The organism is Rhizobium sp. CIAT894, assembly GCF_000172795.2.
Classification (GTDB): Bacteria; Pseudomonadota; Alphaproteobacteria; order Rhizobiales; family Rhizobiaceae; genus Rhizobium.
Genome location: NZ_CP020947.1, coordinates 4374057 through 4392985 on the forward strand (window position 1 = coordinate 4374057; position 18929 = coordinate 4392985).

The following is an 18929-nucleotide window of genomic DNA, read 5'->3' on the forward strand; positions in this document are numbered from 1 at the left end:
CCGCACTCGAAAATCGGCGATAAAGGTTCTATATGGGCCCGCAAAGGAAGGAATATTCATGGCCCGCATAGACCAGAGCGATGATTGGCGGGACCGCCATGCGCCGACGATCAGCACCTTCGAGTCGCTGGCCATGGAGGCCTACAGCCATCTGCCGGATGAATTCCGCCAGCTGACCACCAACCTCACGATCGAGATCGAAGACTTCCCCGATGACGACGTTTTCGAGGACATGGCGCTCGAAACCCCTTTCGATCTGCTCGGTCTTTTCGAGGGCAGGGGCATTTCCGAACGTTTCACCGTGGAAACCGGCGAGATGCCCAACCGCATCCGCCTCTACCGCCGCCCCATTCTCGATTACTGGGCAGAAAACGACGAGACGCTCGGCGATATCATCACCCATGTCCTGATCCACGAGATCGGCCACCATTTCGGGCTGAGCGACGATGACATGGAACGGATCGAGGCCAGCGCCGAGGAGGCCGTCGAGCGCTGAAACCCATGCGTTCGGCAGAGCGCTATTGCTCGGAGAGCTTCATCTCCGGATCGTAATCCTTGCCTTCGACAGTCTTGACCACGGCCTGGCCGCACTGCATCGCACCGGTTGCGGCATTGAAGGCATAGGTCGGCGAGCCCTCCAGCGACCAGCCCTTGTTGAGGGCGGCGGTGACCTTATGGCAGAAGGAAGCATCGTCGGGACCGGTCAGGAAGCGGTAGAGTTTCATCAGGCGGGCTTTCTTGCAGAAATCAGGCGAGCTTTATGAACCAGAGCTTCGGCCTGGACAAGATGCAACCGCTCGATCATCCGCCCGCCTGAATTGATGACGTTCAGCCCGTAGGAAGCCGGATCGGCAAAAGCAGCGATGATCGCCTCCGCTTCCGCAATCTCCTCCACGCTCGGCCCGAAATGCCGGTTGGCGGGCTCGATCTGCGCCGGGTGGATCAGCATCTTGCCGGCAAAACCCATGGCCCGGCCCTGCCGGCATTCCGCATTGAAACCCTGCTCGTCCTTGAAATCGTTGAAGACGCTGTCGATTGCATCGAGCCCGTAAGCGCTGACCGCGAGCACGACCTGCATCAGCCACGGCACGAGATAGTCCCGCCCTGGCTGCACCGCCACACCCGTTTCCTTGCGCAGGTCGTTGAGCCCGACGACGAGGCAATCGAGCCGCGAGCCCGGCGTGCGCCCGGCCTCAGCGATCGCTGCCGCATTCAGGATGCCGCGCGGCGTCTCGATCATCGCCCAGATGCGCAGATCGTCCGGTGCATCCGCCTCGGAGAGAAAGTCGCTGATATCAGTGACATCCTGCGGCTCGTCGACCTTCGGCAGCAGCACGGCATCGGGACCAAGCGCCGTCACCAGTTCCATATCCGCCAGGCCGAAATTCGATGACAGGCTGTTGATGCGGATGATCCGTTCCTTGTTTTCGAGCGGCCGGTCCGAAAAGAAGCGCCTCAGGTTTTCCCGCGCTTGCCCTTTCATTTCCGGCGCCACGGAATCCTCGAGATCGAAGATCACCGCATCGCAATCGATCGCATGAGTCTTTTCCAGCGCCCGCGGATTGATGGCGGGAACGCTCAGCACCGAACGGCGCAGGCGGGTGGAGCGGGTCGCAGGGTTTCGGCTCATGACCGAATTAGTGGCAAGCTTTCAAAGCCGAAGCAAGCAGCCAGCCCCTGAACGACCCGCAGAACAACAAAAAGCCATGCTTGTCTTGCAGAGAGGAAAAGGAAGGACCACATTCCTTTCTGAAGAAAGGCCTCGAACCCATGCAGAACATTCGCTCCATCTTCCTCATGCTTGCCGGCGCCACGGTTTTCGTGGCCATGCTGCTTCTCACCTTTTCGGTGACGCTCGCCGTCGGCGGCATCCTGACCGTGCTCATGGTCGGTCGCGCCCTTTCGATGAAGATGAAGCCTGTTCCGGTGCGCGCCAAGGCAAACAATGGCCAGCGCGAAATGCGCATCTGGAATGACGGCCGCGGCACGATCATCGATCTCTGATCACTTTTTCGGCGAAAATTCCAACCGACATTGTCGGCTCATGCTCCCATGCTACGTCCTTGAGGCAGCCAGGCATTCCGCCGGCAGTTCAAAACCCATGGAGGACGAGCATGAATGCGACGGAGAGCAATCAGACCAAGATGCCGCCGGTCAAGAATGGCCTGCTGCCCTATCTGACCGTCGGCGGCGCGGTCAAAGCCGCCGAATTCTACAAGAAAGCCTTCGGCGCCGAACAGGCTTATATCGTGCCGGTCGACGAGAGCGGCCGGACGATGCATGTACATCTCTACATCAACGGCAGCTCGCTCATGCTGTCGGATGCCTATCCCGAATACGGCCATCCCTTCAAAGGCCATGAAGGCTTCGCCATCCAGCTTGTCATCGACGATATCGATTTCTGGTGGGACCGCGCCGTCGCTGCCGGCGCCGAAGTCGTCATGCCGGTCGAACTGATGTTCTGGGGCGACCGTTACGGCCAGCTTCGCGACCCGTTCGGCGTGCTCTGGGGCCTGAACGCACCGACCAAATAACCAAACACGCACAATGGCGGGCCGCGCCAAACGTCGCGTGGCCGCCACTTTAGAAAGATTCTCCTTCATTTCGTCGAAAAACTGGACTAGATGCACATTCAGGAAAGTACATTTGCTGAAATGGAGCATGGGTCATGGATAAATTCGTGAAGCTCACGGGCGTTGCGGCGCCCCTGCCGGTCGTCAACATCGACACCGACATGATCATTCCGAAGGACTATCTGAAGACCATCAAGCGCACCGGTCTCGGTACCGGCCTTTTCGCCGAAGCCCGCTACAATGAAGACGGCTCCGAAAATCCGGATTTCGTGCTGAACAAGCCGGCCTATCGCGATGCCAAGATCCTGGTTGCCGGCGACAATTTCGGCTGCGGTTCCTCGCGTGAGCATGCTCCGTGGGCACTGCTCGATTTCGGCATCCGCTGCGTGATCTCCACCAGCTTCGCCGATATTTTCTACAACAACTGCTTCAAGAACGGCATCCTGCCGATCAAGGTCAGCCAGGAAGACCTCGACAAGCTGATGGACGACGCCTCGCGCGGCTCCAACGCCATCCTGACGGTCGATCTCGAAAACCTCGAAATCACCGGTCCCGATGGCGGCTCGATCAAGTTCGATCTCGATGAGTTCAAGCGTCACTGCCTGCTGAACGGCCTCGACGATATCGGCCTGACGCTGGAAAAGGGCAAGGCGATCGACAGCTTCGAAAAGAAGAACGCCGCTTCGCACCCTTGGGCGGCCTGAGGCCTCCCGCATTGTTTATCGATCAAGCCGGGCTTCGCCTGGCTTTTTCTTTGATCTCGGTCAGAGAAACTTCTCTTTCCAAAGCCTCAGCTTTTCGAGCGACACGCCGATGCCGCCGCAGACTTCGATCAGCGGATTGTTAAAGCGCTGAAGCAGCCCGGCATGCACATCGGCAACGGCAAGGGCCGCCCCGCAGGCCGGCTCGACCAGGATGCGATGCGCATCGGCAAATTTCAGGCAGGCAGCCACCGCATCGGCGTCGCTGACGACAACGCTTTCGATCGGATGCTGTTTCGGCAGGTCGAAGACATGCTGCGCCACCTGCCGCGCGCCGAGCGAAGTGGCAATCGAGGTGATGGCGGGCAGCGTGATGCGCTCGTTCGCCCGGAGGCTGGCATTCAGCGAGGCCGCGCCTTCGGTTTCGACGGCAATGACGGGCACGTCGGCAAGCCCGTTCCGTTTCAGCCCCTCGACGATACCGGCAAGCAGCCCGCCGCCGCCGACGCTGGTGACGACGCAATCGAATGCCGCACCCTTCGCCACCACCTCATCGATCAGCGTCGCATGGCCGTCCCACAGCAGCGGATGATCGAAGGGGTGCACATAGGTCGCCTTGCGGCTCCTCGCGAGTTCGACCGCATGGGCATTGGCTTCATCGAAAACCGATCCATGGACCAGGACATTCGCGCCCGTTGCGGCGATCGTCTGCCGGACATCGGCCGCCGTCGTCTCCGGCACGACGATCGTGACCGGAACACCGAGCGCCCGGCCTGCATAAGCAGCCGCAATGCCGGCATTGCCGCCGGAAGCGCAGAAGATCTCGCGCGCGCCATGTTCCACTTCGTGCTGGCAAAGCCTGCCGACGCCGCGCAGTTTGAAGCTGCCGGAAGGCTGCAGCGCATCGAGCTTCAGCCAGAGCGGCTTGCCGCTGGCACTGTAGCCAGGGGATGTCCGAAACAAAGGCGTATCGAGATGGAGAGGCGCTGAGGACATGAGAAAGATCCGGAAAATGAAGCTATAACAGTTGTTCTATTCCGTTTGCGGGTAAGGGAGCAACCATCGCGACCGGGAATGAAGCGTACCGATTCACTGCTTCTCTCGCTTGAAATGCCCATTTCCGGGGTCTAAGAAACCGCAACTTGTTTTTCCCAGGAGGGTTTCATGACAGCGCGCAATCTTTTCCTGCTGCCGGGTGACGGCATCGGTCCCGAGGCCATGGGCGAGGTCCGCAAGATCATCGCCTATATGAACGAGGCGATGAATGCCGGTTTCGTCACCGACGAAGGCCTTGTCGGCGGCTCCGCCTATGATGCGCATGGCGCGGCGATCTCGGAAGCCGACATGCAGAAGGCGCTTGCTGCCGATGCCGTTCTCTTCGGCGCCGTCGGCGGCCCGAAATGGGATAGCGTGCCCTACGACGTACGCCCGGAAGCCGGCCTGCTTCGCCTGCGCAAGGATCTGCAGCTTTTCGCCAACCTGCGCCCCGCCATCTGCTATCCCGCCCTTGCCGCGGCCTCGTCGCTGAAGCCGGACCTGGTCGAAGGCCTCGATATCCTGATCATCCGCGAGCTGACCGGCGGCGTTTATTTCGGCGAGCCGAAGGAGATCATCGATCTCGGCAACGGCCAGAAGCGCGGCATCGACACGCAGGTCTACGATACCTACGAGATCGAGCGTATCGCCGGCGTCGCCTTCGAAATGGCCCGCACCCGACAGAACCGCGTCTGCTCCATGGAAAAGCGCAACGTCATGAAGTCGGGCGTGCTCTGGAACCAGGTGGTCACCGAGACGCACAAGGCCAAATATTCCGACGTCCAGCTCGAGCATATGCTGGCTGACGCCGGCGGCATGCAGCTGGTGCGCCAGCCCAAGCAGTTCGACGTCATCGTCACCGACAACCTGTTCGGCGACATGCTCTCCGACGTCGCCGCCATGCTGACCGGTTCGCTCGGCATGCTGCCCTCGGCCTCGCTCGGTGCGCCCGACGGCAAGACAGGCAAGCGCAAGGCGCTCTATGAGCCGGTGCATGGCTCGGCCCCCGACATTGCCGGCAAGGGCATCGCCAATCCGATCGCCATGATCGCCTCCTTCGCCATGTGCCTGCGTTACTCCTTCCACCTGGTGAAGGAAGCCGACGACCTGGAAAAGGCGATCGCCAACGTGCTCGACAAGGGCATCCGTACCGGCGACATCATGGCCGATGGCTGCAAGCAGGTCGGCACCGTCGAAATGGGCGATGCGATCCTCGCCGAGTTCAAGGCGCTTTCCGCCTGATATATTTCACGTGAAACAGTTCAGCCCTTCGCATGACCATGCGGAGGGCTTTTTCGTGAAAGCCGAGAAGCCTGAACGGGGTCGGTCGAATTATCCGAAACGGACTATTCTCGGCCACAATCTCGTGTATTTTTGCGCCGAATTTCAACCCGGCAAATTCGAACGGACGACGGAATGCGGGCATTTTGGGCTTCCCTGGACAAGCGCTGGCGCCGGAACGGCGCTGTCATGCCGCCTTTGCGTTGGCAGGCCTGTCTTTTCATCACGCTCAATGCCGTCATCCTCTCCATGCTGCTGTTCGATGCGCCGATCGGCGCCAGCGAACGTCCTGCACTGGTGAAACACCTCGGCGAGATGATGACCGGTTTCGGCGATTCCGCCTGGCTGATCTACACCAGCATCCTGCTGTTTTTTCAGGGCCGGGCGGGCTACAAGCTCGTGAAGACGGCGCGCTCCAAGGCACAGGCCCTCTATGTCAGCTGGATCGGCGCCTATCTCTTTGCCACGGTGGTCTTCTCCGGGCTTCTCGCCAACCTGCTGAAGCGGGCAATCGGCAGGGCGCGTCCCGATCATTTTCACGACTACGGCATGTTTTCCTTCACGCCCTTTTCAGGCCATGCCGCTTTCGAAAGTTTCCCGTCCGGCCATTCCACCACGGTCGGCGCCTTCTTCGCCGCCTTTGCTCTGCTGTTTCCGCGCTACCGGGTCGTCTTCGTCGTCTGTGCCATCTGGCTCGGCATGACCCGTGTCATGGTCGGCGCCCATTATCCGAGCGACGTCATCGCCGGTCTTGCCTTGGGCGGCTGGTTCTCGCTGCTGACGGCGATCATTTTTGCTCGCTGCGGCCTGCTCTTCACACCGGCACCGGATGGCTGGCCGATCGCCAAGCGTTTCTTCTCCGACACGAAAAAACCCGGCGCCTAGCGCATCGTGCGTAGATTCAAAAATGTAGAGCGTCCTTTGCGCGTCCGAAAGGACGCCCGGCGCTCTATTGAGCGCCGGGCCTTTTTTCAAGCGGAACGCGGCTTAACCACCGCTCAATCCATGACGTGGATATCCCTGTTCTTCGTTTCCGGCAGGAAGATCAGGCCGATCACCAGCGTGATCGCTGCAAAGACGATCGGATACCAGAGACCGTAATAGATATCGCCGGCGGCGGCGCTCATCGCGAAGGCAGTTGCCGGCAGCAGGCCGCCGAACCAGCCGTTGCCGATGTGATAGGGCAGCGACATGCCGGTATAGCGGATCCGGGTCGGGAAGAGCTCGACCAGAAGTGCGGCGATCGGGCCATAGACCATCGTCACATAGAGGACGAGGACGAACAGGATCGCGATCGTGCCGACCCAGTTGACGCGAGCGGGATCGGCCACCATGGCGAAGCTGCCACCATTGGCGATGTTGTAAACCGCCATATCGGTGACGCCATTGGCCTCATCCGCCGTCAGCAGCTTGCCTTCGACCAGCTTGGCGGCCGGCATGGTTTCCTTCTCGCCGGCGCGCACGGCTTCGGCATTGAGCGCCAGTTCCGGGTTGGCGGCGATGAAGGCATCGAGTTTGGCATCCGGAACCTTGGCGGCGCCGCGCTTCAGCGGATAGCCGGCATCATGGAGAGCGATGTTGACGCCCTTTTCGAAGGCGGCGGTCATGCCCTTGGCCTTGTCGCCGGCGGCGACGACGTCGAAGCTCGGGATCGTCTCGTTTCCGACCTTCACCGTTGCCGGCTGTCCGGCGGTGCCGGGCACGACGTCGTAAGGCACCGAGTTCTTGGTCAGGAAGGCGGTCGCCACGTCGCAGGAGCTGGTAAATTTCGACGTGCCCGTCGGGTTGAACTGGAATTTGCAATCCGAGGGATCCGCCGTCACCGTCGCGCGGATCGAGGCCTGAGCTTCGGCGAGCGCCGGGTTCGCCGTCCAGGTCATCGCCTTGAACAGCGGATTATAAGTCACCGCCGCGATGAGAAGGCCCGCCATGATGATCGGCTTGCGGCCGATCTTGTCGGAAAGACCACCGAAGATGACGAAGAATGGCGTGCCGAGGAAGAGCGCGATAGCGACCATGACATTGGCCGAGAAAAGATCCACCTTCAGCACGTTCTGCAGGAAGAACAGCGCATAGAACTGGCCGCCGTACCAGACGACCGCCTGGCCCATGGTGGCGCCGAGAAGCGCAATGAGCGCGATCTTGGCGTTCTTCCATTGCCCGAAGGCTTCGGTCAGCGGCGCCTTGGAGCCCTTGCCTTCCGCCTTCATGCGCTGGAACGCAGGCGATTCGTTCATCTTCAGACGGATCCAGACGGAAATACCGAGCAGGACGACCGAGACCAGGAACGGAATGCGCCAGCCCCACGCGGCGAATTGAACCGGACCCATAAGAGACTGAACCACGATGATGACGATCAACGACAGGAACAGGCCGAGCGTCGCCGTCGTCTGGATCCATGAGGTGAAATAGCCGCGGCGCCCGTTCGGCGCATGTTCGGCGACATAGGTTGCCGCACCGCCATATTCGCCGCCGAGCGCCAGGCCCTGGAGCAGGCGAAGACCGATCAGGATGATCGGCGCTGCAATGCCGATGGTGGCGGCACCCGGCAGGATACCGACCAGGAAGGTCGAGAAACCCATGATCAGGATCGTTATCAGGAAGGTGTATTTGCGGCCGACGAGATCGCCGAGACGGCCGAACACCAAGGCGCCGAAGGGGCGCACCAGGAAGCCGGCGGCAAAGGCGAGCAGCGTGAAGATGTTGCGCGTCGCCTCAGGATATTGGGTGAAATAGGTCGCGCCGATATAGGTGGCGAGCGAACCGTAAAGATAGAAATCGTACCATTCGAAAACGGTGCCGAGCGAAGAGGCGAAGATGACCTTCTTCTCTTCGCCCGTCATCGGACGGGCCTTCGCGCCGTCGATGCTTGCGACATTTGCCATTGTCTGTCCTCCACAGAGTGATGAGCAACGCGCGCGACCTACTCTCTCCTCAAAGCAAATCCCCGGCCGCGACACGCCTGACGAGAGTGTGCCAGAAAACATGGCCCGCAAAGAGAGAGGCTTTGGGATTATGACTTTAGTCTAATGGCAGCCCGCTTTGGCGGGCAGCGAAGTCGTCTGCAGGCTCGATTCACGCCCTCAGCGCCTGCGCCGGCGATTGCCGGTAGGCGAGCACCGCCGGCAGCGCGGCGAGCAGTGCGGCAAAGGCGAGCAGCACCCCTGCAAGTCCGCCATCTTCGCGAGCAAAGCCGACGGGCATGGCGATGCCGCTCGTTTGCGAGAACATGCCGGACAAGCCCAGCGCCGCGGCAAATCCAAGCCCGAATCCGAGCGCGATCCCAACTGACACGAGCGCGAAGAATTCCAACCAGACGATGCTGAAGATCGCACGTCGTGGGGCGCCGAAGGCCCTCAATGCCCCGATCTGGCGGCGGCGCTGACCGATATGGATGACCGTGACCAACACCAGCGAGGCTGCGACGAGAGCCTGCGCGCCGGAAGCGACCGCGACGAGGATCTGCTTGGCGTCGCCGAGCGTGGCGTAGAGATTGGTCAGCACCTCGCCGGGGAAGACGGCGACGGTATTGCCGCTGCGATAGTCCTGCCGCAGCTTGTAGGCATCGGCAATCGTCTTCGGCTTGACGAGGATGGCGGGAAGGCCGGGCACGTCCGCGCTCCAGGTCTCGTTGATCGCAGCACCGGGGTCGATTTCGCCGTGATGCTCGTGATGCTCATGCGCATCGTGATCGGCGCCCGCCGGTTCATGATCGTGGCCAGCCTCCTCATGCTCCTCCTCCCCAAGACCATGAATATGCCAGACGGCCTGAATCGGCACGAGAATGGCCCGGTCCCAAGCCGTCCCGGTCGGCCGCAGGCGGCCGGCGACATGATAGACCAGTTCGGTATGGGTCTCGCCGCCTTCTTCCGGCAGACCGTGCATCGGCTTGATCTCGCTGCCAAGCGGCAGCTTGACGGCCGAGCCGATCACCGCCTCTCCCTCGCGGGCGAAAACCTTGCCCTCGGCAAAGCCGCCGGACAGCTTCTCCGCCAACCTTACCGTCGTGCCGACGATCGGATAGCCGGAGAAAGAGTCGCCGAAGCCGATCGGCGCAGCCCAGTCGACGCGGGAATCGGCAGCAAGCCTGGCCAGCACCTCGCCCGGTATCAGCGGTAAAGGCGAGGGCTGCAGGAAGACGGAGGAGAGCACGAGCTGCGTCTCGCTGCCACCGGCGCCGATAACGAGATCGAACTTGTCGGCGGCGCGGGCGCTGCCGAGACGAAGCGCCCGCTCCTGCAGCACGACGGACACACCGAGCGCCGTCGCAAGCGCCACCAGCAGCACCACCACCAGCGACCCCGCCCAGAGGCGGCGAAGATCGGAAAGGATGAAGCGGATCATGCAGCTTCTCCCGCCCTTGCCACGGAATCGTCGCTGATCCGGCCCGAGCCAAAGGTGATGCGCCGATCGAGCCGGCTTGCCAGGCGCTGATCGTGTGAAACGACGATCAGCGTACTGCCTTCGGCAATGGCAAGATCGAGGATAAGATCGCCGACAGCCTCGCCGCTTTCGGCATCGAGGCTCGCCGTCGGTTCGTCGGCGATGATGACGCCGGGCTTGCGCAGCAGCGCCCGGCCGATCGCCACGCGCTGCATCTCGCCGCGCGACATGGTTTCGATCTTCTGACCGGGACGGGAAAGACCGACGGTGCTCAAAAGCGCATGCGCCCGCTCGATGACGTCAGCCGTGGCGGCCCTGGAAAGCCGCGCCGGCAGAAGCACGTTTTCCAGTGCCGATAGGCCCGGGAAGAGGTGGAACTCCTGCATGACCAGGCCGATATTGGCGGCGCGGAACCGGTCGCGCCGGCTTTCGGAAAAACTGGCGATATCATCGCCGTTCCAGCGGATGCGGCCCTGGCGTGTCCGCTCCAAGCCGGCAATGATGTTGACGAAGGTGCTCTTGCCGGAGCCGGACGCGCCGGTGATGGCGACCCTGCTGCCGGCCTCGATCGACAGGCTAGTGATTGCCAGCGCCGGCGAGGAAAGGCCCGGGAAGGTGACGGCAAGGTTTTCGATATCGAGCGCGAGCATATCGGTTCAGACGGCGGAATATTCGGCCTGGCGGATGCGCAGCAGGCTGACGAAGCCGGTTTCCGGATCCGTCCAGGAACCATATTCCAGCGTGCCGCGCACTTCGATCGTCTGGCGCGGCTGCACGAAGGTCTGCTTTTCCCCGAGATAGACGACGACGATATTATCCGGCCAATCCGCATCCGAGGAGCAGAAGGGGCAGAGCGACATCGGCACTTCTGTGAGCACGAAAAACTGCGCTTCGGCCTTCAGCGGTGGCGCCATGAAGCCCTTCATGCTGATGTCCTGGCCGGCGAGCTGCTTCACTTTGTCGGAGAATTCGAGGCCGAGCACGCCGAACTTGCCGTAGAGTTCGTCGAAGGAAAGCGATGGATCGGCGGCGCGAACGAGGGAAGCCGAGAAGGGAAGCGCGATGGCGGCGCCGATCAGCCGGCGGCGGCTGAAATGCAACGAAGAAACTGTTTCCATGGCGACCTCCAAGAAGTAGATCCCGGCCGCCGAACAGCCGGGATCATGATCGATGAAAGAGGCAAGGCCGGCAAGCGGCCCTGCAGGATCGGCTTCCGATCAGTTGGTCTGCTTGGCGCCGAGAGCGAAGGCGTCGGCGAGCACGCGGTAGACATCGCTCTGCTCGAGGTAGCCATGGAAGCCCTCAGCGCCCGGGCCGGCCGACTGCAGGACGACATCGTCGACCGCATGGACGCCGCTCTCGCTGCTCTTCGGAAGATTGCCCTGAACGAAGACGGCGCCGGGAACATCCTTATACTGCTCGTTGGCGACATATTCCTTCTTTTCGTTCTGGACGGCCGGAACGAACGGACCATCGAGCTTCGGACGGAAGGTCTCGTAGTGATCGGGGCCGTTGTTGGCGCTCAGGAACAGGCGGCGGCTGACGTCGATCTTATCGGGATAACCGTCGCCGTTTTCGTCCTTGTAGTTCGGGAAGCCGGCTTCGGCATAGGTGCCGACCTTTTCGCGCATTTCCGTGCCCGGCTTCTCGTCATCGACGGTGCCGATGATCGATACGCCATGCGTATGGTCGCCGGTGACGACGATCAGCGTATCGGGATGGGCCTTCTGGAATTCGCGGGCGACGCCGATCGCCTGGTCGAATTCGATGGTCTCGACGACGGCGCGATCCCAATCGAGCGGATGCGACATCTTGTCTATCGAGGAACCTTCGACCATCAGGAAGAAACCTTCCGGATTCTTGGAGAGGCGGTCGAGCGCAACCTTGGTCATGTCGACGAGACCCGGCTGGTTCGGGAACTTGTCAACCGTGCCCTTTTTCAGGAATTCGCGGTCGAGCGTCACGTCCATATTGCCGGTGTGAAACAGGCCGAGGAGATTGCCTTCAGCCGATGCATTGGCGGCGAGCTCGTTCTTGTCGGTCGCAAGCTTGTAGCCGGCATCCTGGAACAGCTTGATGTAATCCTGATTGTCCTTGCGCTTGGAACCGGCGACTTCCTTGCCGAGGAAATAGGCCGAGCCACCGCCGAGCAGCACTTCCGGCTTGACGTCAAGCAGCATGCCGACGACTTCGGCCTTGTCGCCGCGGTTGCGGGTATGGGCAACGACCGCAGCCGGCGTTGCGTCCTCGACTTCAGCCGTCACAACGATGCCGATCGACTTCTTGGTCGTGCGGCGAACGGCTTCCGCGAAAGTTTCGACGCGCGGATCGTCGAGCGAGGCCGGCGTGCGGTCCGCGTAAACGCCGATCGCGTTGACGGCCGTCTTGTGGCCCGTCATGTAGGCCGACATGGTGTTGGCCGAGTCCGTGGCAACGGCATTCGTTGCCGACGTGCCGATGAAAGCCATGCGGTCGAGGTCGTCCATGTTCAGACGGCCGTTCGCCTTGCCCTCGATCATGCCCTTGGACATGATGCGGGCGGCGGTGCGATGGGCGACGGAAAGACCGTCACCAAGCAGGAAGATGATGTTCTTGGCCTTCGGCTGCGCAGCGGTTTCGTAAACGTTCCAGGTGACGGACTTCGTTTCGTCGCCGGCGGCGACTTCGATCTTGTAGTCGCCCGGAGCGGAGATCTTCAGGCCGCGCAGCAGCAGAGCGGAGCCGAGAGCCTTGTCATCCTTGCCTTTTTCGAGCTCGATGAACTGCGCCTCGCCACCGAGGACGGTCTTGTAGTCCTGGCCGTTGACGGTGATCTTCACGTCTTCGGGCTTGACCTGCTTGTTGAGCTCAACCTTGAAATCGAACGGCGAACCGGCAAGAATCGTCGCGCGATCGAGCGGATAGACCGTCGTCGCCTGAGCGGCGCCCGCAAGGATGGTGGTGGCCGCAAAGGCGGCGAGAAGCGTACGCATGGAAAACCTCCGTTTTCGTTGCAGACATTGACAACCGGGCCGGGATACCTTCCTGGGATGACAGCGGCATGACAAAATGTCGCAGCATGGCGGCCGCCGCTTTCGCCTTCCGGCTCCGAGCGCAAAAACCTTGACTCCTGTGGAAAACCTTCTAAGAGCAACAGCGGAAAAGGAATATCCATGGTTCGCGACGAACACGCCATTGCTGCATGCAATGACCGGGCACAGGTTGCCGGGGTGGACATTGCCGTTCCGGTTTCTGCCAAAACCAAGGCCAAAACGACGACGAAAACCGTCTGACGTCTCTGGCCTGCCGCTCTCTCCCCGGCTCGGCTGGGGACAGGAAGACGCGATCCGTCGCGCCTTTCCCCCTCACCGGACAAGAGGAGAGAAGAGAAAGAGAGCTTGAGAAATGGGTTTCAAAGTAGCAATTGCAGGAGCCACCGGAAATGTCGGCCGGGAGATGCTCAACATCCTCTCCGAACGCGGCTTCCCCGCCGATGAGGTCGTGGCGCTCGCCTCCTCGCGTTCGCAGGGCACCGAGGTTTCCTTTGGTGACCGGACGCTGAAGGTCTCCAATCTGGAGAATTACGATTTCTCCGATACCGATATTTGCCTGATGTCGGCCGGCGGCGAGGTTTCCAAGAAGTTCTCGCCGAAGATCGGCCAGCAGGGCTGCGTCGTCATCGACAATTCCTCGGCCTGGCGTTACGACGCCGACGTGCCGCTGATCGTACCGGAAGTGAACCCGGATGCCATCAGCCAGTTCACCAAGCGCAACATCATCGCCAATCCGAATTGCTCGACCGCCCAGCTGGTGGTGGCGCTGAAGCCGCTGCACGACTTCGCCAAGATCAAGCGTGTCGTCGTTTCGACCTATCAGTCGGTCTCCGGCGCCGGCAAGGACGGCATGGACGAACTCTTCAACCAGACGCGCGCCGTTTTTGTCGCCGATCCGATCGAGAACAAGAAGTTCACCAAGCGTATCGCCTTCAACGTCATCCCGCACATCGATAGCTTCATGGAAGACGGCTACACCAAGGAAGAATGGAAGGTGCTGGCCGAGACGAAGAAGATGCTCGATCCGAAGATCAAGGTGACCTGCACGGCGGTGCGTGTGCCCGTCTTCATCGGCCATTCGGAATCGGTCAACATCGAGTTCGAAAACGAGATCACCGCCGACCAGGCTCGCGATATCCTGCGCGACGCTCCCGGCTGCCTCGTCATCGACAAGCGCGAGAATGGCGGCTACATCACGCCCTATGAATCCGCCGGCGAGGACGCGACCTATATCTCGCGCATCCGCGAGGACGCGACTGTCGAGAACGGTCTCAACATGTGGGTGGTCTCCGATAACCTGCGCAAGGGCGCGGCACTGAACGCCATCCAGATCGCCGAGCTGCTCGTCAATCGCGGCCTGGTCAAGCCGCGCAAGCAGGCCGCCTGATACCATTTGTAAACCATAAGCTGTTAAAGCCCTGCTCGGTGAGCAGGGCTTTTCAGAGTGAATACAACTGTATAAGCGCTCGCTAAAAGGTGATCGTGACAAAATCGCAAGTGGCTGGCATTCTCTTGCCCGCCTAAAAACTATGCAGATCGAGAGCGGGGTTTCTCAATGCGCATGACAAAGTTGTTTCTGGCGGCCGCTGCGGCAATGGGCGTCCTCCATGCGGTACCGGCGTTCGCGCAAGGACCGCAATGTGGCAATACCAGCGCCGGCTTCGACGCCTGGGTTGCCGATTTCAAGCAGACGGCAGCGGCCAATGGCGTCAGCCAATCGGTGCTGAGCCGCGCTTTCGCCAATGTCAACTACAATAAGCCGACGATCGCTGCCGACCGTGGCCAGAAGAGCTTCAAGCTCTCTTTCGACGCCTTCATGCAGAAGCGCGGTGGTGCCGCCGTCATTTCCCGGGGCCGTTCGATGAAGGCCGCCAACCAGGCGCTTTTTGCCTCGATCGAACGCCGGTTCGGCGTTCCGGCCGGCCCGCTGATCGCCATCTGGGGCATGGAGACCGGTTTTGGCAGCTATATGGGCAATCAGCATACGCTGTCGGCTGTTTCGACCCTTGCCTATGACTGCCGTCGTTCGGAATATTTCACCGACCAGCTCTATGCCGCCCTCCAGCTGGTCTCCGAGGGTTATCTGAGCCCGCAGGCCAAGGGTGCCGCCCATGGTGAAATCGGCCAGACGCAGTTCCTGCCGCGCAACGTGGTTCGCTTCGGCGCCGACGGCGACGGCGACGGCCGCGTCGACATGGTCGGCTCCCGCGCCGATGCGCTCGCCTCGACCGCGAATTTCCTCAAGGGCCATGGCTGGCGCGCCGGCGCCGGTTATCAGCCGGGAGAACCGAATTTCGTCGCCATCCAGGGCTGGAACGCTGCCAGTGTCTATCAGCAGGCGATCGCCTATATCGGCCAGCAGATCGACGGCAAATAGGCCTTCATCGACAGCGATACCCGAAAACGCCGCTGCGACATGCGGCGTTTTTCATATGCGGGAATCAAAACCGCTGCCGGATGCCGACTTGCGTCGCTCCTCCTGCGCCGGCACGGTCGCCCCCGAAACGACGCAGTTGCGGCCGGAGGCCTTGGCAGCGTAGAGCGCCAGATCGGCGCGTTTGACCAGATCCTCGAAGTTCCGGTTGGCGGCTTCATTGGCCCGGCCGGCACATCCGAAACTCGCCGTCACCTTGAGCACCTCGCCGCTCGGCAAGGGGATTTCCGCCGCCTCGATCGCTATTCGCACGCGCTCGGCAACGCTTGCCGCATCGTCGGGCGTCGAATCCGGCAAAAGCGCCAGAAATTCCTCGCCGCCATGGCGCACCAGGAGATCGAAGGACCGGAAATTCTCACGCGCGACGCCCGCGACCTGCCGGAGCACGGCATCGCCGGCATCATGGCCGTTGACATCGTTGATCTTCTTGAAATGATCGAGGTCGAAGAGCACGACGGAGATCCAGCGCGACCCGTGCTCGGCCTGCGTCAGAAGCGCCGATGCGGCGACCTCGAAGCCGCGCCGGTTGTAAAGGCCGGTCAGAAGATCGGTCTGGGCGGCGTTGCGCAATTCGCCGACCAGCGCCTCCCGATCTCGCGTCAGCCGGTCGATCAGACGCAGGCCCCTTGCCGCCAGCACCATCACCAGGGTGGCGAGAATAAGCAGGCCGGCGCACAGCGCCAGGATCCGCGTCAGGTGCAAATGCGAGCGTGTCGAAAAGTTTTCACCGGTCTCGTGAATATCTCGCGCGGCCTCGATCATTTTCTGCTGGAGGAAACTCATGCGCTCGCTCTGCGCGGCGGCCCAGACGTCGCGCACGGCGCGCGTCGGCCGCGATCCGGCGAGGATGGCATCGGTGATCGCATTCGCCTTCACCTGCTCGCTGCGACCGAGATAGGCGACTATGTCGCGCACGATCGGCGCCGCAGAATGGAAGACCATGTGGTCCATGCCCTCGCCGATCATGACTTTGCCCTGCACGAACAGTTCCACCGGAAACCGGGCGGAAACGCCATGGTCGAGGTAGCGGGTGCCGATGCCGGTGATCAACCTTTCACCGTAGTAGGTCAGCATGATGCCCATCAGCTGGTTGGATTTCTCCAGCAACACCGGATCGTTGATCAGCGGTGAAAGCGCATCGACGACAGCAAGCTGCTTGAGAGCCGAATACCAGTAGATCGAACCGGGATCGCTGCCGAAATAGCGGCCTTGGTCGACGGCGCTCCGCGCAGCAACGATGCGGCTATAGGCTAGGCTGAGAACCGACAATTCTTCCACGAGGCCTTCATCGAGCGTGTCGCGAGGGGGCAGGCTGGCATAGAAAGCCCGGCGTTCGCGATCGAGCGTCACCCGGCTTCGTTGCATCTCGATGGCCGTGCTGCTGTTGGGACGCGCGAGATAGTGGCGGGTGGCGCCGATTTCACTGAGGATCTCCGTCGCGGCGATCGACCCGCCGCGGGCAAGCACGTCGGCGAACTGCCGGTCTTTCTCGAGATGCCGGTATTGCAGGACCGAAGCCCGTATGACGATGAGGCCTTCAATGAGCATGAAGACGAAAGGCAGCATGATCGCGGCCAGGATAACCCTTTTGATGGTCTCGAACTTCATCGCCAATCGCCACGGTGATCAAAACGTCGGTCGTGCGCGACCAATTCACGGGCAGCTTAACAACAATTCTTAAAAAACTGATAAAGCGGTTCGTCCTTAGATTTCGGGACGAATGAAGTCACGTGTCTCAGCATCCATCACCCAGAGTTCGCCTGTGGAAATATCGAACCATGCGCCGTGGAGATGCATTTTTCCCGCTTCCTCGAGCGCCTTGATGTCGGGAAAGCTTCTGAGATTGTTGATCGAATTGCGGATCGACACACGCTCCAGCGCCGTTTGCCGCTCGGCGGCCGTCATCACGTCGTTGCTCTGGATCTGCTCAGCGGCGGGCTTGACCAGCGACATCCAGCGGCCGATGAAATCGCCTGGCGACAGCGGCTCGGCATTCGGATCGAGTGCTGCGCGGATACCGCCGCAACGGCCATGACCCATGACGACGATATCGGAGACCTTCAGGGCCTGCACCGCAAATTCGAGCGCCGCCGAGGTCGAATGGAAATGGCCGTCCGGCTCGTAGGGCGGCACCATGTTGGCGACGTTGCGGATGACGAAGAGCTCGCCCGGGCCGGCATCGAAGATCAGCTCGGGTGCCGCACGCGAGTCCGAACAGGCGATAACCAAAGTGCTCGGACTCTGACCGTTTTCGGCAAGCAACCGATACCTGTCGCGGGCGTCGGCATAACGCCCGTTCATGAAGTTGCGATAACCGTCCAGAAGTGGTGTAGGAAAACGCTGCATGCTTTCTGGATTAGCGCGCGCGGAGAATAAGATCAACTGCTGCACTGCAAAATGCGTGCATCGGCCGATGCGTTATTTTTTCCGCCGCTGTACCGGATGCACGAGCCGGCGCATCTGCACCATGGCCATCGGCGTCGAAAGGCTGGACGCATCGCTTGCCAGCATCAACTCATTGCTGCCGCGCTTGACGGCGCGCGCCAGCACCTCGAAAACGCTGGCCGTGGCAAGCTGCAGCGCCTTTTCATCCTCCAGGCCGGAAAGCAGGCGCGACAGGAAGACCGCGGCAAGCAGGTCGCCGAGACCGTTCGGCGGATTTTCAACGACCCGGTGCTCGGCAAGCAGCGCATGCCGGCCGGAAAGATAGAGATTGCCGGTACCGCCGGCCATCATCGGCACGGCCGAAGTGACGAGCATGCGCGATGGCCCGAGTGCCAGCGCCGCCTCCATGATCGCACTGTTATCGTCAAGCGCCGCCCCCGAAAGCCATGCGAGTTCGTAGCGGTTCGGCGTCGCCAGCGAAGCAAGCGGGATAAGATGATCGCGAATGGCCTCGGCTGTCGCTTCCGGCACATAGAGGCCACCGAGATCGCCCATGACGGGATCGCAGACATAAAGCAGCTCGGGATTGTTCTGCCTGAGCGCGGCGATCAGCCGGGCAACGGAGCGAGCCTGGGCGGCATTGCCGAAATAACCCGAAAGCACCGCCTTGACTTCGCCGATCCAGGGCGCGCGGATCAGATCGTCGATCGCCGCGTCGAAATCGGCTTCCGCGAAGGTCAGCCGGGTCGAGCGGCCGTGGCCGGGATGCCAGGGCAGCACGATGGTCGGCAGGGCCCAGACCGGATGGCCGAGCGTCTCCAGCGCAAAGACTGCCGCCCGGTTTCCGACCGAACCGCGCACCACATGGCTGGAGATGACGATGACTGCGCCCGCTGCATTTTCCGACATGATACCAGGATCCGAATGATGATCGCGTTGATGATCTTTTTGACGTCGCGCTGTCAACCATTCTTCACGTGGGCATGGAAATGTGGGGCGAAATGAAAAACCGAAAAAGGGGCGCTTTCATCCGATTTGGCCAGGAAAGCGGAAAAATCTCCAAGAATTTCCCATTTTCGGCGTCAAAAAAGCATCAAAATGGTCC

At 61.3% G+C, this 18929-nt stretch carries 19 protein-coding genes and 1 pseudogene; 9 read left to right on the forward strand and 11 right to left on the reverse strand.

From position 1 onward, the window contains the following. Nucleotides 1-58 precede the first annotated feature (58 nt). Nucleotides 59-496 (forward strand): metallopeptidase family protein, encoded by a 438-nt coding sequence (locus tag RHEC894_RS21450; protein WP_085738766.1) that lies wholly within the window; start codon nt 59-61, stop codon nt 494-496. Nucleotides 497-518: 22 nt separating this feature from the next. On the opposite strand, the gene RHEC894_RS21455 is transcribed toward RHEC894_RS21450, so the two are convergent. Next, nucleotides 519-725 (reverse strand): DUF1737 domain-containing protein, encoded by a 207-nt coding sequence (locus tag RHEC894_RS21455; protein ID WP_009996762.1) that lies wholly within the window; start codon nt 723-725, stop codon nt 519-521. Further along, nucleotides 725-1630, reverse strand: coding sequence for a CoA ester lyase (locus RHEC894_RS21460; RefSeq protein ID WP_085738767.1), 906 nt, complete (start codon nt 1628-1630; stop codon nt 725-727). Before RHEC894_RS21460 ends, RHEC894_RS21455 begins: the two co-directional genes overlap by 1 nt. Before the next feature lie 140 nt (nt 1631-1770). Here RHEC894_RS21460 and RHEC894_RS21465 point away from each other — a divergent pair, with 140 nt between their 5' ends. From RHEC894_RS21465 to leuD, 3 genes are all read left to right on the forward strand, one after another. Beyond that, nucleotides 1771-2004 (forward strand): hypothetical protein, encoded by a 234-nt coding sequence (locus tag RHEC894_RS21465; protein ID WP_085738768.1) that lies wholly within the window; start codon nt 1771-1773, stop codon nt 2002-2004. 110 nt (nt 2005-2114) lie between these two features. Next, complete coding sequence (locus tag RHEC894_RS21470) at nt 2115-2534, forward strand: glyoxalase/bleomycin resistance/extradiol dioxygenase family protein (RefSeq protein WP_085738769.1); 420 nt, start codon at nt 2115-2117, stop codon at nt 2532-2534. A 134-nt stretch (nt 2535-2668) separates the two neighbouring features. Continuing rightward, nucleotides 2669-3277 (forward strand): 3-isopropylmalate dehydratase small subunit, encoded by a 609-nt coding sequence (gene leuD, locus RHEC894_RS21475; RefSeq protein WP_085738770.1) that lies wholly within the window; start codon nt 2669-2671, stop codon nt 3275-3277. A 60-nt stretch (nt 3278-3337) separates the two neighbouring features. On the opposite strand, the gene RHEC894_RS21480 is transcribed toward leuD, so the two are convergent. Then, the gene (locus tag RHEC894_RS21480) at nt 3338-4270 is read right to left on the reverse strand and encodes a pyridoxal-phosphate dependent enzyme (RefSeq protein WP_010068254.1); all 933 of its coding nucleotides are present in this window, start codon (nt 4268-4270) and stop codon (nt 3338-3340) included. Between the two features lie 168 nt (nt 4271-4438). Between RHEC894_RS21480 and leuB the strand changes: the two genes are divergently transcribed. After that, entirely contained in the window at nt 4439-5551 is a 1113-nt protein-coding gene (leuB, locus tag RHEC894_RS21485) for a 3-isopropylmalate dehydrogenase (protein WP_085738771.1), read from the forward strand. Nucleotides 5552-5725: 174 nt separating this feature from the next. Next, nucleotides 5726-6475 carry a phosphatase PAP2 family protein gene (gene lpxE, locus RHEC894_RS21490; protein WP_206427885.1) on the forward strand — a complete coding sequence of 250 codons (750 nt, stop codon included), beginning with the start codon at nt 5726-5728 and terminating at the stop codon, nt 6473-6475. A 113-nt stretch (nt 6476-6588) separates the two neighbouring features. Here the strand turns inward: lpxE and RHEC894_RS21495 are convergent, their stop codons facing one another. From RHEC894_RS21495 to RHEC894_RS21515, 5 genes are all read right to left on the reverse strand, one after another. Beyond that, the gene (locus RHEC894_RS21495; protein WP_085738772.1) at nt 6589-8475 is read right to left on the reverse strand and encodes an MFS transporter; all 1887 of its coding nucleotides are present in this window, start codon (nt 8473-8475) and stop codon (nt 6589-6591) included. Between the two features lie 190 nt (nt 8476-8665). After that, nucleotides 8666-9934 (reverse strand): ABC transporter permease, encoded by a 1269-nt coding sequence (locus RHEC894_RS21500; RefSeq protein ID WP_085738773.1) that lies wholly within the window; start codon nt 9932-9934, stop codon nt 8666-8668. Further along, nucleotides 9931-10623 (reverse strand): ABC transporter ATP-binding protein, encoded by a 693-nt coding sequence (locus tag RHEC894_RS21505; protein ID WP_085738774.1) that lies wholly within the window; start codon nt 10621-10623, stop codon nt 9931-9933. The genes RHEC894_RS21500 and RHEC894_RS21505 overlap by 4 nt, the downstream gene beginning before the upstream one ends. Before the next feature lie 6 nt (nt 10624-10629). Then, nucleotides 10630-11091, reverse strand: coding sequence for a hypothetical protein (locus tag RHEC894_RS21510; protein WP_085738775.1), 462 nt, complete (start codon nt 11089-11091; stop codon nt 10630-10632). Nucleotides 11092-11190: 99 nt separating this feature from the next. Next, nucleotides 11191-12945 carry an alkaline phosphatase gene (locus RHEC894_RS21515; RefSeq protein WP_085738776.1) on the reverse strand — a complete coding sequence of 585 codons (1755 nt, stop codon included), beginning with the start codon at nt 12943-12945 and terminating at the stop codon, nt 11191-11193. Nucleotides 12946-13035: 90 nt separating this feature from the next. On the opposite strand from RHEC894_RS21515, the pseudogene RHEC894_RS33915 reads away from it, so the two are divergent. The 3 genes and pseudogenes from RHEC894_RS33915 to RHEC894_RS21525 all read left to right on the forward strand — a co-directional run. Further along, nucleotides 13036-13245, forward strand: a pseudogene (locus RHEC894_RS33915) (hypothetical protein); the annotation flags it as partial. A 112-nt stretch (nt 13246-13357) separates the two neighbouring features. Beyond that, a complete protein-coding gene (locus RHEC894_RS21520) occupies nt 13358-14392 on the forward strand; it encodes an aspartate-semialdehyde dehydrogenase (RefSeq protein WP_085738777.1) in 1035 nt (344 codons plus the stop codon). Nucleotides 14393-14560: 168 nt separating this feature from the next. Next, a complete protein-coding gene (locus RHEC894_RS21525; protein ID WP_085738778.1) occupies nt 14561-15382 on the forward strand; it encodes a lytic murein transglycosylase in 822 nt (273 codons plus the stop codon). 51 nt (nt 15383-15433) lie between these two features. On the opposite strand, the gene RHEC894_RS21530 is transcribed toward RHEC894_RS21525, so the two are convergent. The 3 genes from RHEC894_RS21530 to pdxY form a co-directional block, all read right to left on the reverse strand. After that, nucleotides 15434-17047, reverse strand: a complete 1614-nt coding sequence (locus RHEC894_RS21530) for a GGDEF domain-containing protein (RefSeq protein ID WP_085738779.1) — start codon at nt 17045-17047, stop codon at nt 15434-15436. Nucleotides 17048-17143: 96 nt separating this feature from the next. Next, nucleotides 17144-17785, reverse strand: a complete 642-nt coding sequence (locus RHEC894_RS21535; protein WP_085738780.1) for a carbonic anhydrase — start codon at nt 17783-17785, stop codon at nt 17144-17146. Nucleotides 17786-17857: 72 nt separating this feature from the next. Next, the gene (pdxY, locus tag RHEC894_RS21540) at nt 17858-18733 is read right to left on the reverse strand and encodes a pyridoxal kinase PdxY (RefSeq protein ID WP_085738781.1); all 876 of its coding nucleotides are present in this window, start codon (nt 18731-18733) and stop codon (nt 17858-17860) included. Between the last annotated feature and the right edge of the window lie 196 nt (nt 18734-18929).

Coding starts and splice junctions, on each gene's coding strand:
- RHEC894_RS21480 (WP_010068254.1), bottom strand. CDS start 4,270: ATGTCCTCAGCGCCTCTCCATCTCGATACGCCTTTGTTTCGGACATCC.
- RHEC894_RS21465 (WP_085738768.1), top strand. CDS start 1,771: ATGCAGAACATTCGCTCCATCTTCCTCATGCTTGCCGGCGCCACGGTT.
- RHEC894_RS21505 (WP_085738774.1), bottom strand. CDS start 10,623: ATGCTCGCGCTCGATATCGAAAACCTTGCCGTCACCTTCCCGGGCCTT.
- RHEC894_RS21450 (WP_085738766.1), top strand. CDS start 59: ATGGCCCGCATAGACCAGAGCGATGATTGGCGGGACCGCCATGCGCCG.
- RHEC894_RS21500 (WP_085738773.1), bottom strand. CDS start 9,934: ATGATCCGCTTCATCCTTTCCGATCTTCGCCGCCTCTGGGCGGGGTCG.
- leuB (WP_085738771.1), top strand. CDS start 4,439: ATGACAGCGCGCAATCTTTTCCTGCTGCCGGGTGACGGCATCGGTCCC.
- RHEC894_RS21535 (WP_085738780.1), bottom strand. CDS start 17,785: ATGCAGCGTTTTCCTACACCACTTCTGGACGGTTATCGCAACTTCATG.
- RHEC894_RS21525 (WP_085738778.1), top strand. CDS start 14,561: ATGCGCATGACAAAGTTGTTTCTGGCGGCCGCTGCGGCAATGGGCGTC.
- RHEC894_RS21495 (WP_085738772.1), bottom strand. CDS start 8,475: ATGGCAAATGTCGCAAGCATCGACGGCGCGAAGGCCCGTCCGATGACG.
- RHEC894_RS21515 (WP_085738776.1), bottom strand. CDS start 12,945: ATGCGTACGCTTCTCGCCGCCTTTGCGGCCACCACCATCCTTGCGGGC.
- RHEC894_RS21455 (WP_009996762.1), bottom strand. CDS start 725: ATGAAACTCTACCGCTTCCTGACCGGTCCCGACGATGCTTCCTTCTGC.
- RHEC894_RS21460 (WP_085738767.1), bottom strand. CDS start 1,630: ATGAGCCGAAACCCTGCGACCCGCTCCACCCGCCTGCGCCGTTCGGTG.
- RHEC894_RS21520 (WP_085738777.1), top strand. CDS start 13,358: ATGGGTTTCAAAGTAGCAATTGCAGGAGCCACCGGAAATGTCGGCCGG.
- lpxE (WP_206427885.1), top strand. CDS start 5,726: ATGCGGGCATTTTGGGCTTCCCTGGACAAGCGCTGGCGCCGGAACGGC.
- RHEC894_RS21530 (WP_085738779.1), bottom strand. CDS start 17,047: ATGAAGTTCGAGACCATCAAAAGGGTTATCCTGGCCGCGATCATGCTG.
- leuD (WP_085738770.1), top strand. CDS start 2,669: ATGGATAAATTCGTGAAGCTCACGGGCGTTGCGGCGCCCCTGCCGGTC.
- pdxY (WP_085738781.1), bottom strand. CDS start 18,733: ATGTCGGAAAATGCAGCGGGCGCAGTCATCGTCATCTCCAGCCATGTG.
- RHEC894_RS21470 (WP_085738769.1), top strand. CDS start 2,115: ATGAATGCGACGGAGAGCAATCAGACCAAGATGCCGCCGGTCAAGAAT.
- RHEC894_RS21510 (WP_085738775.1), bottom strand. CDS start 11,091: ATGGAAACAGTTTCTTCGTTGCATTTCAGCCGCCGCCGGCTGATCGGC.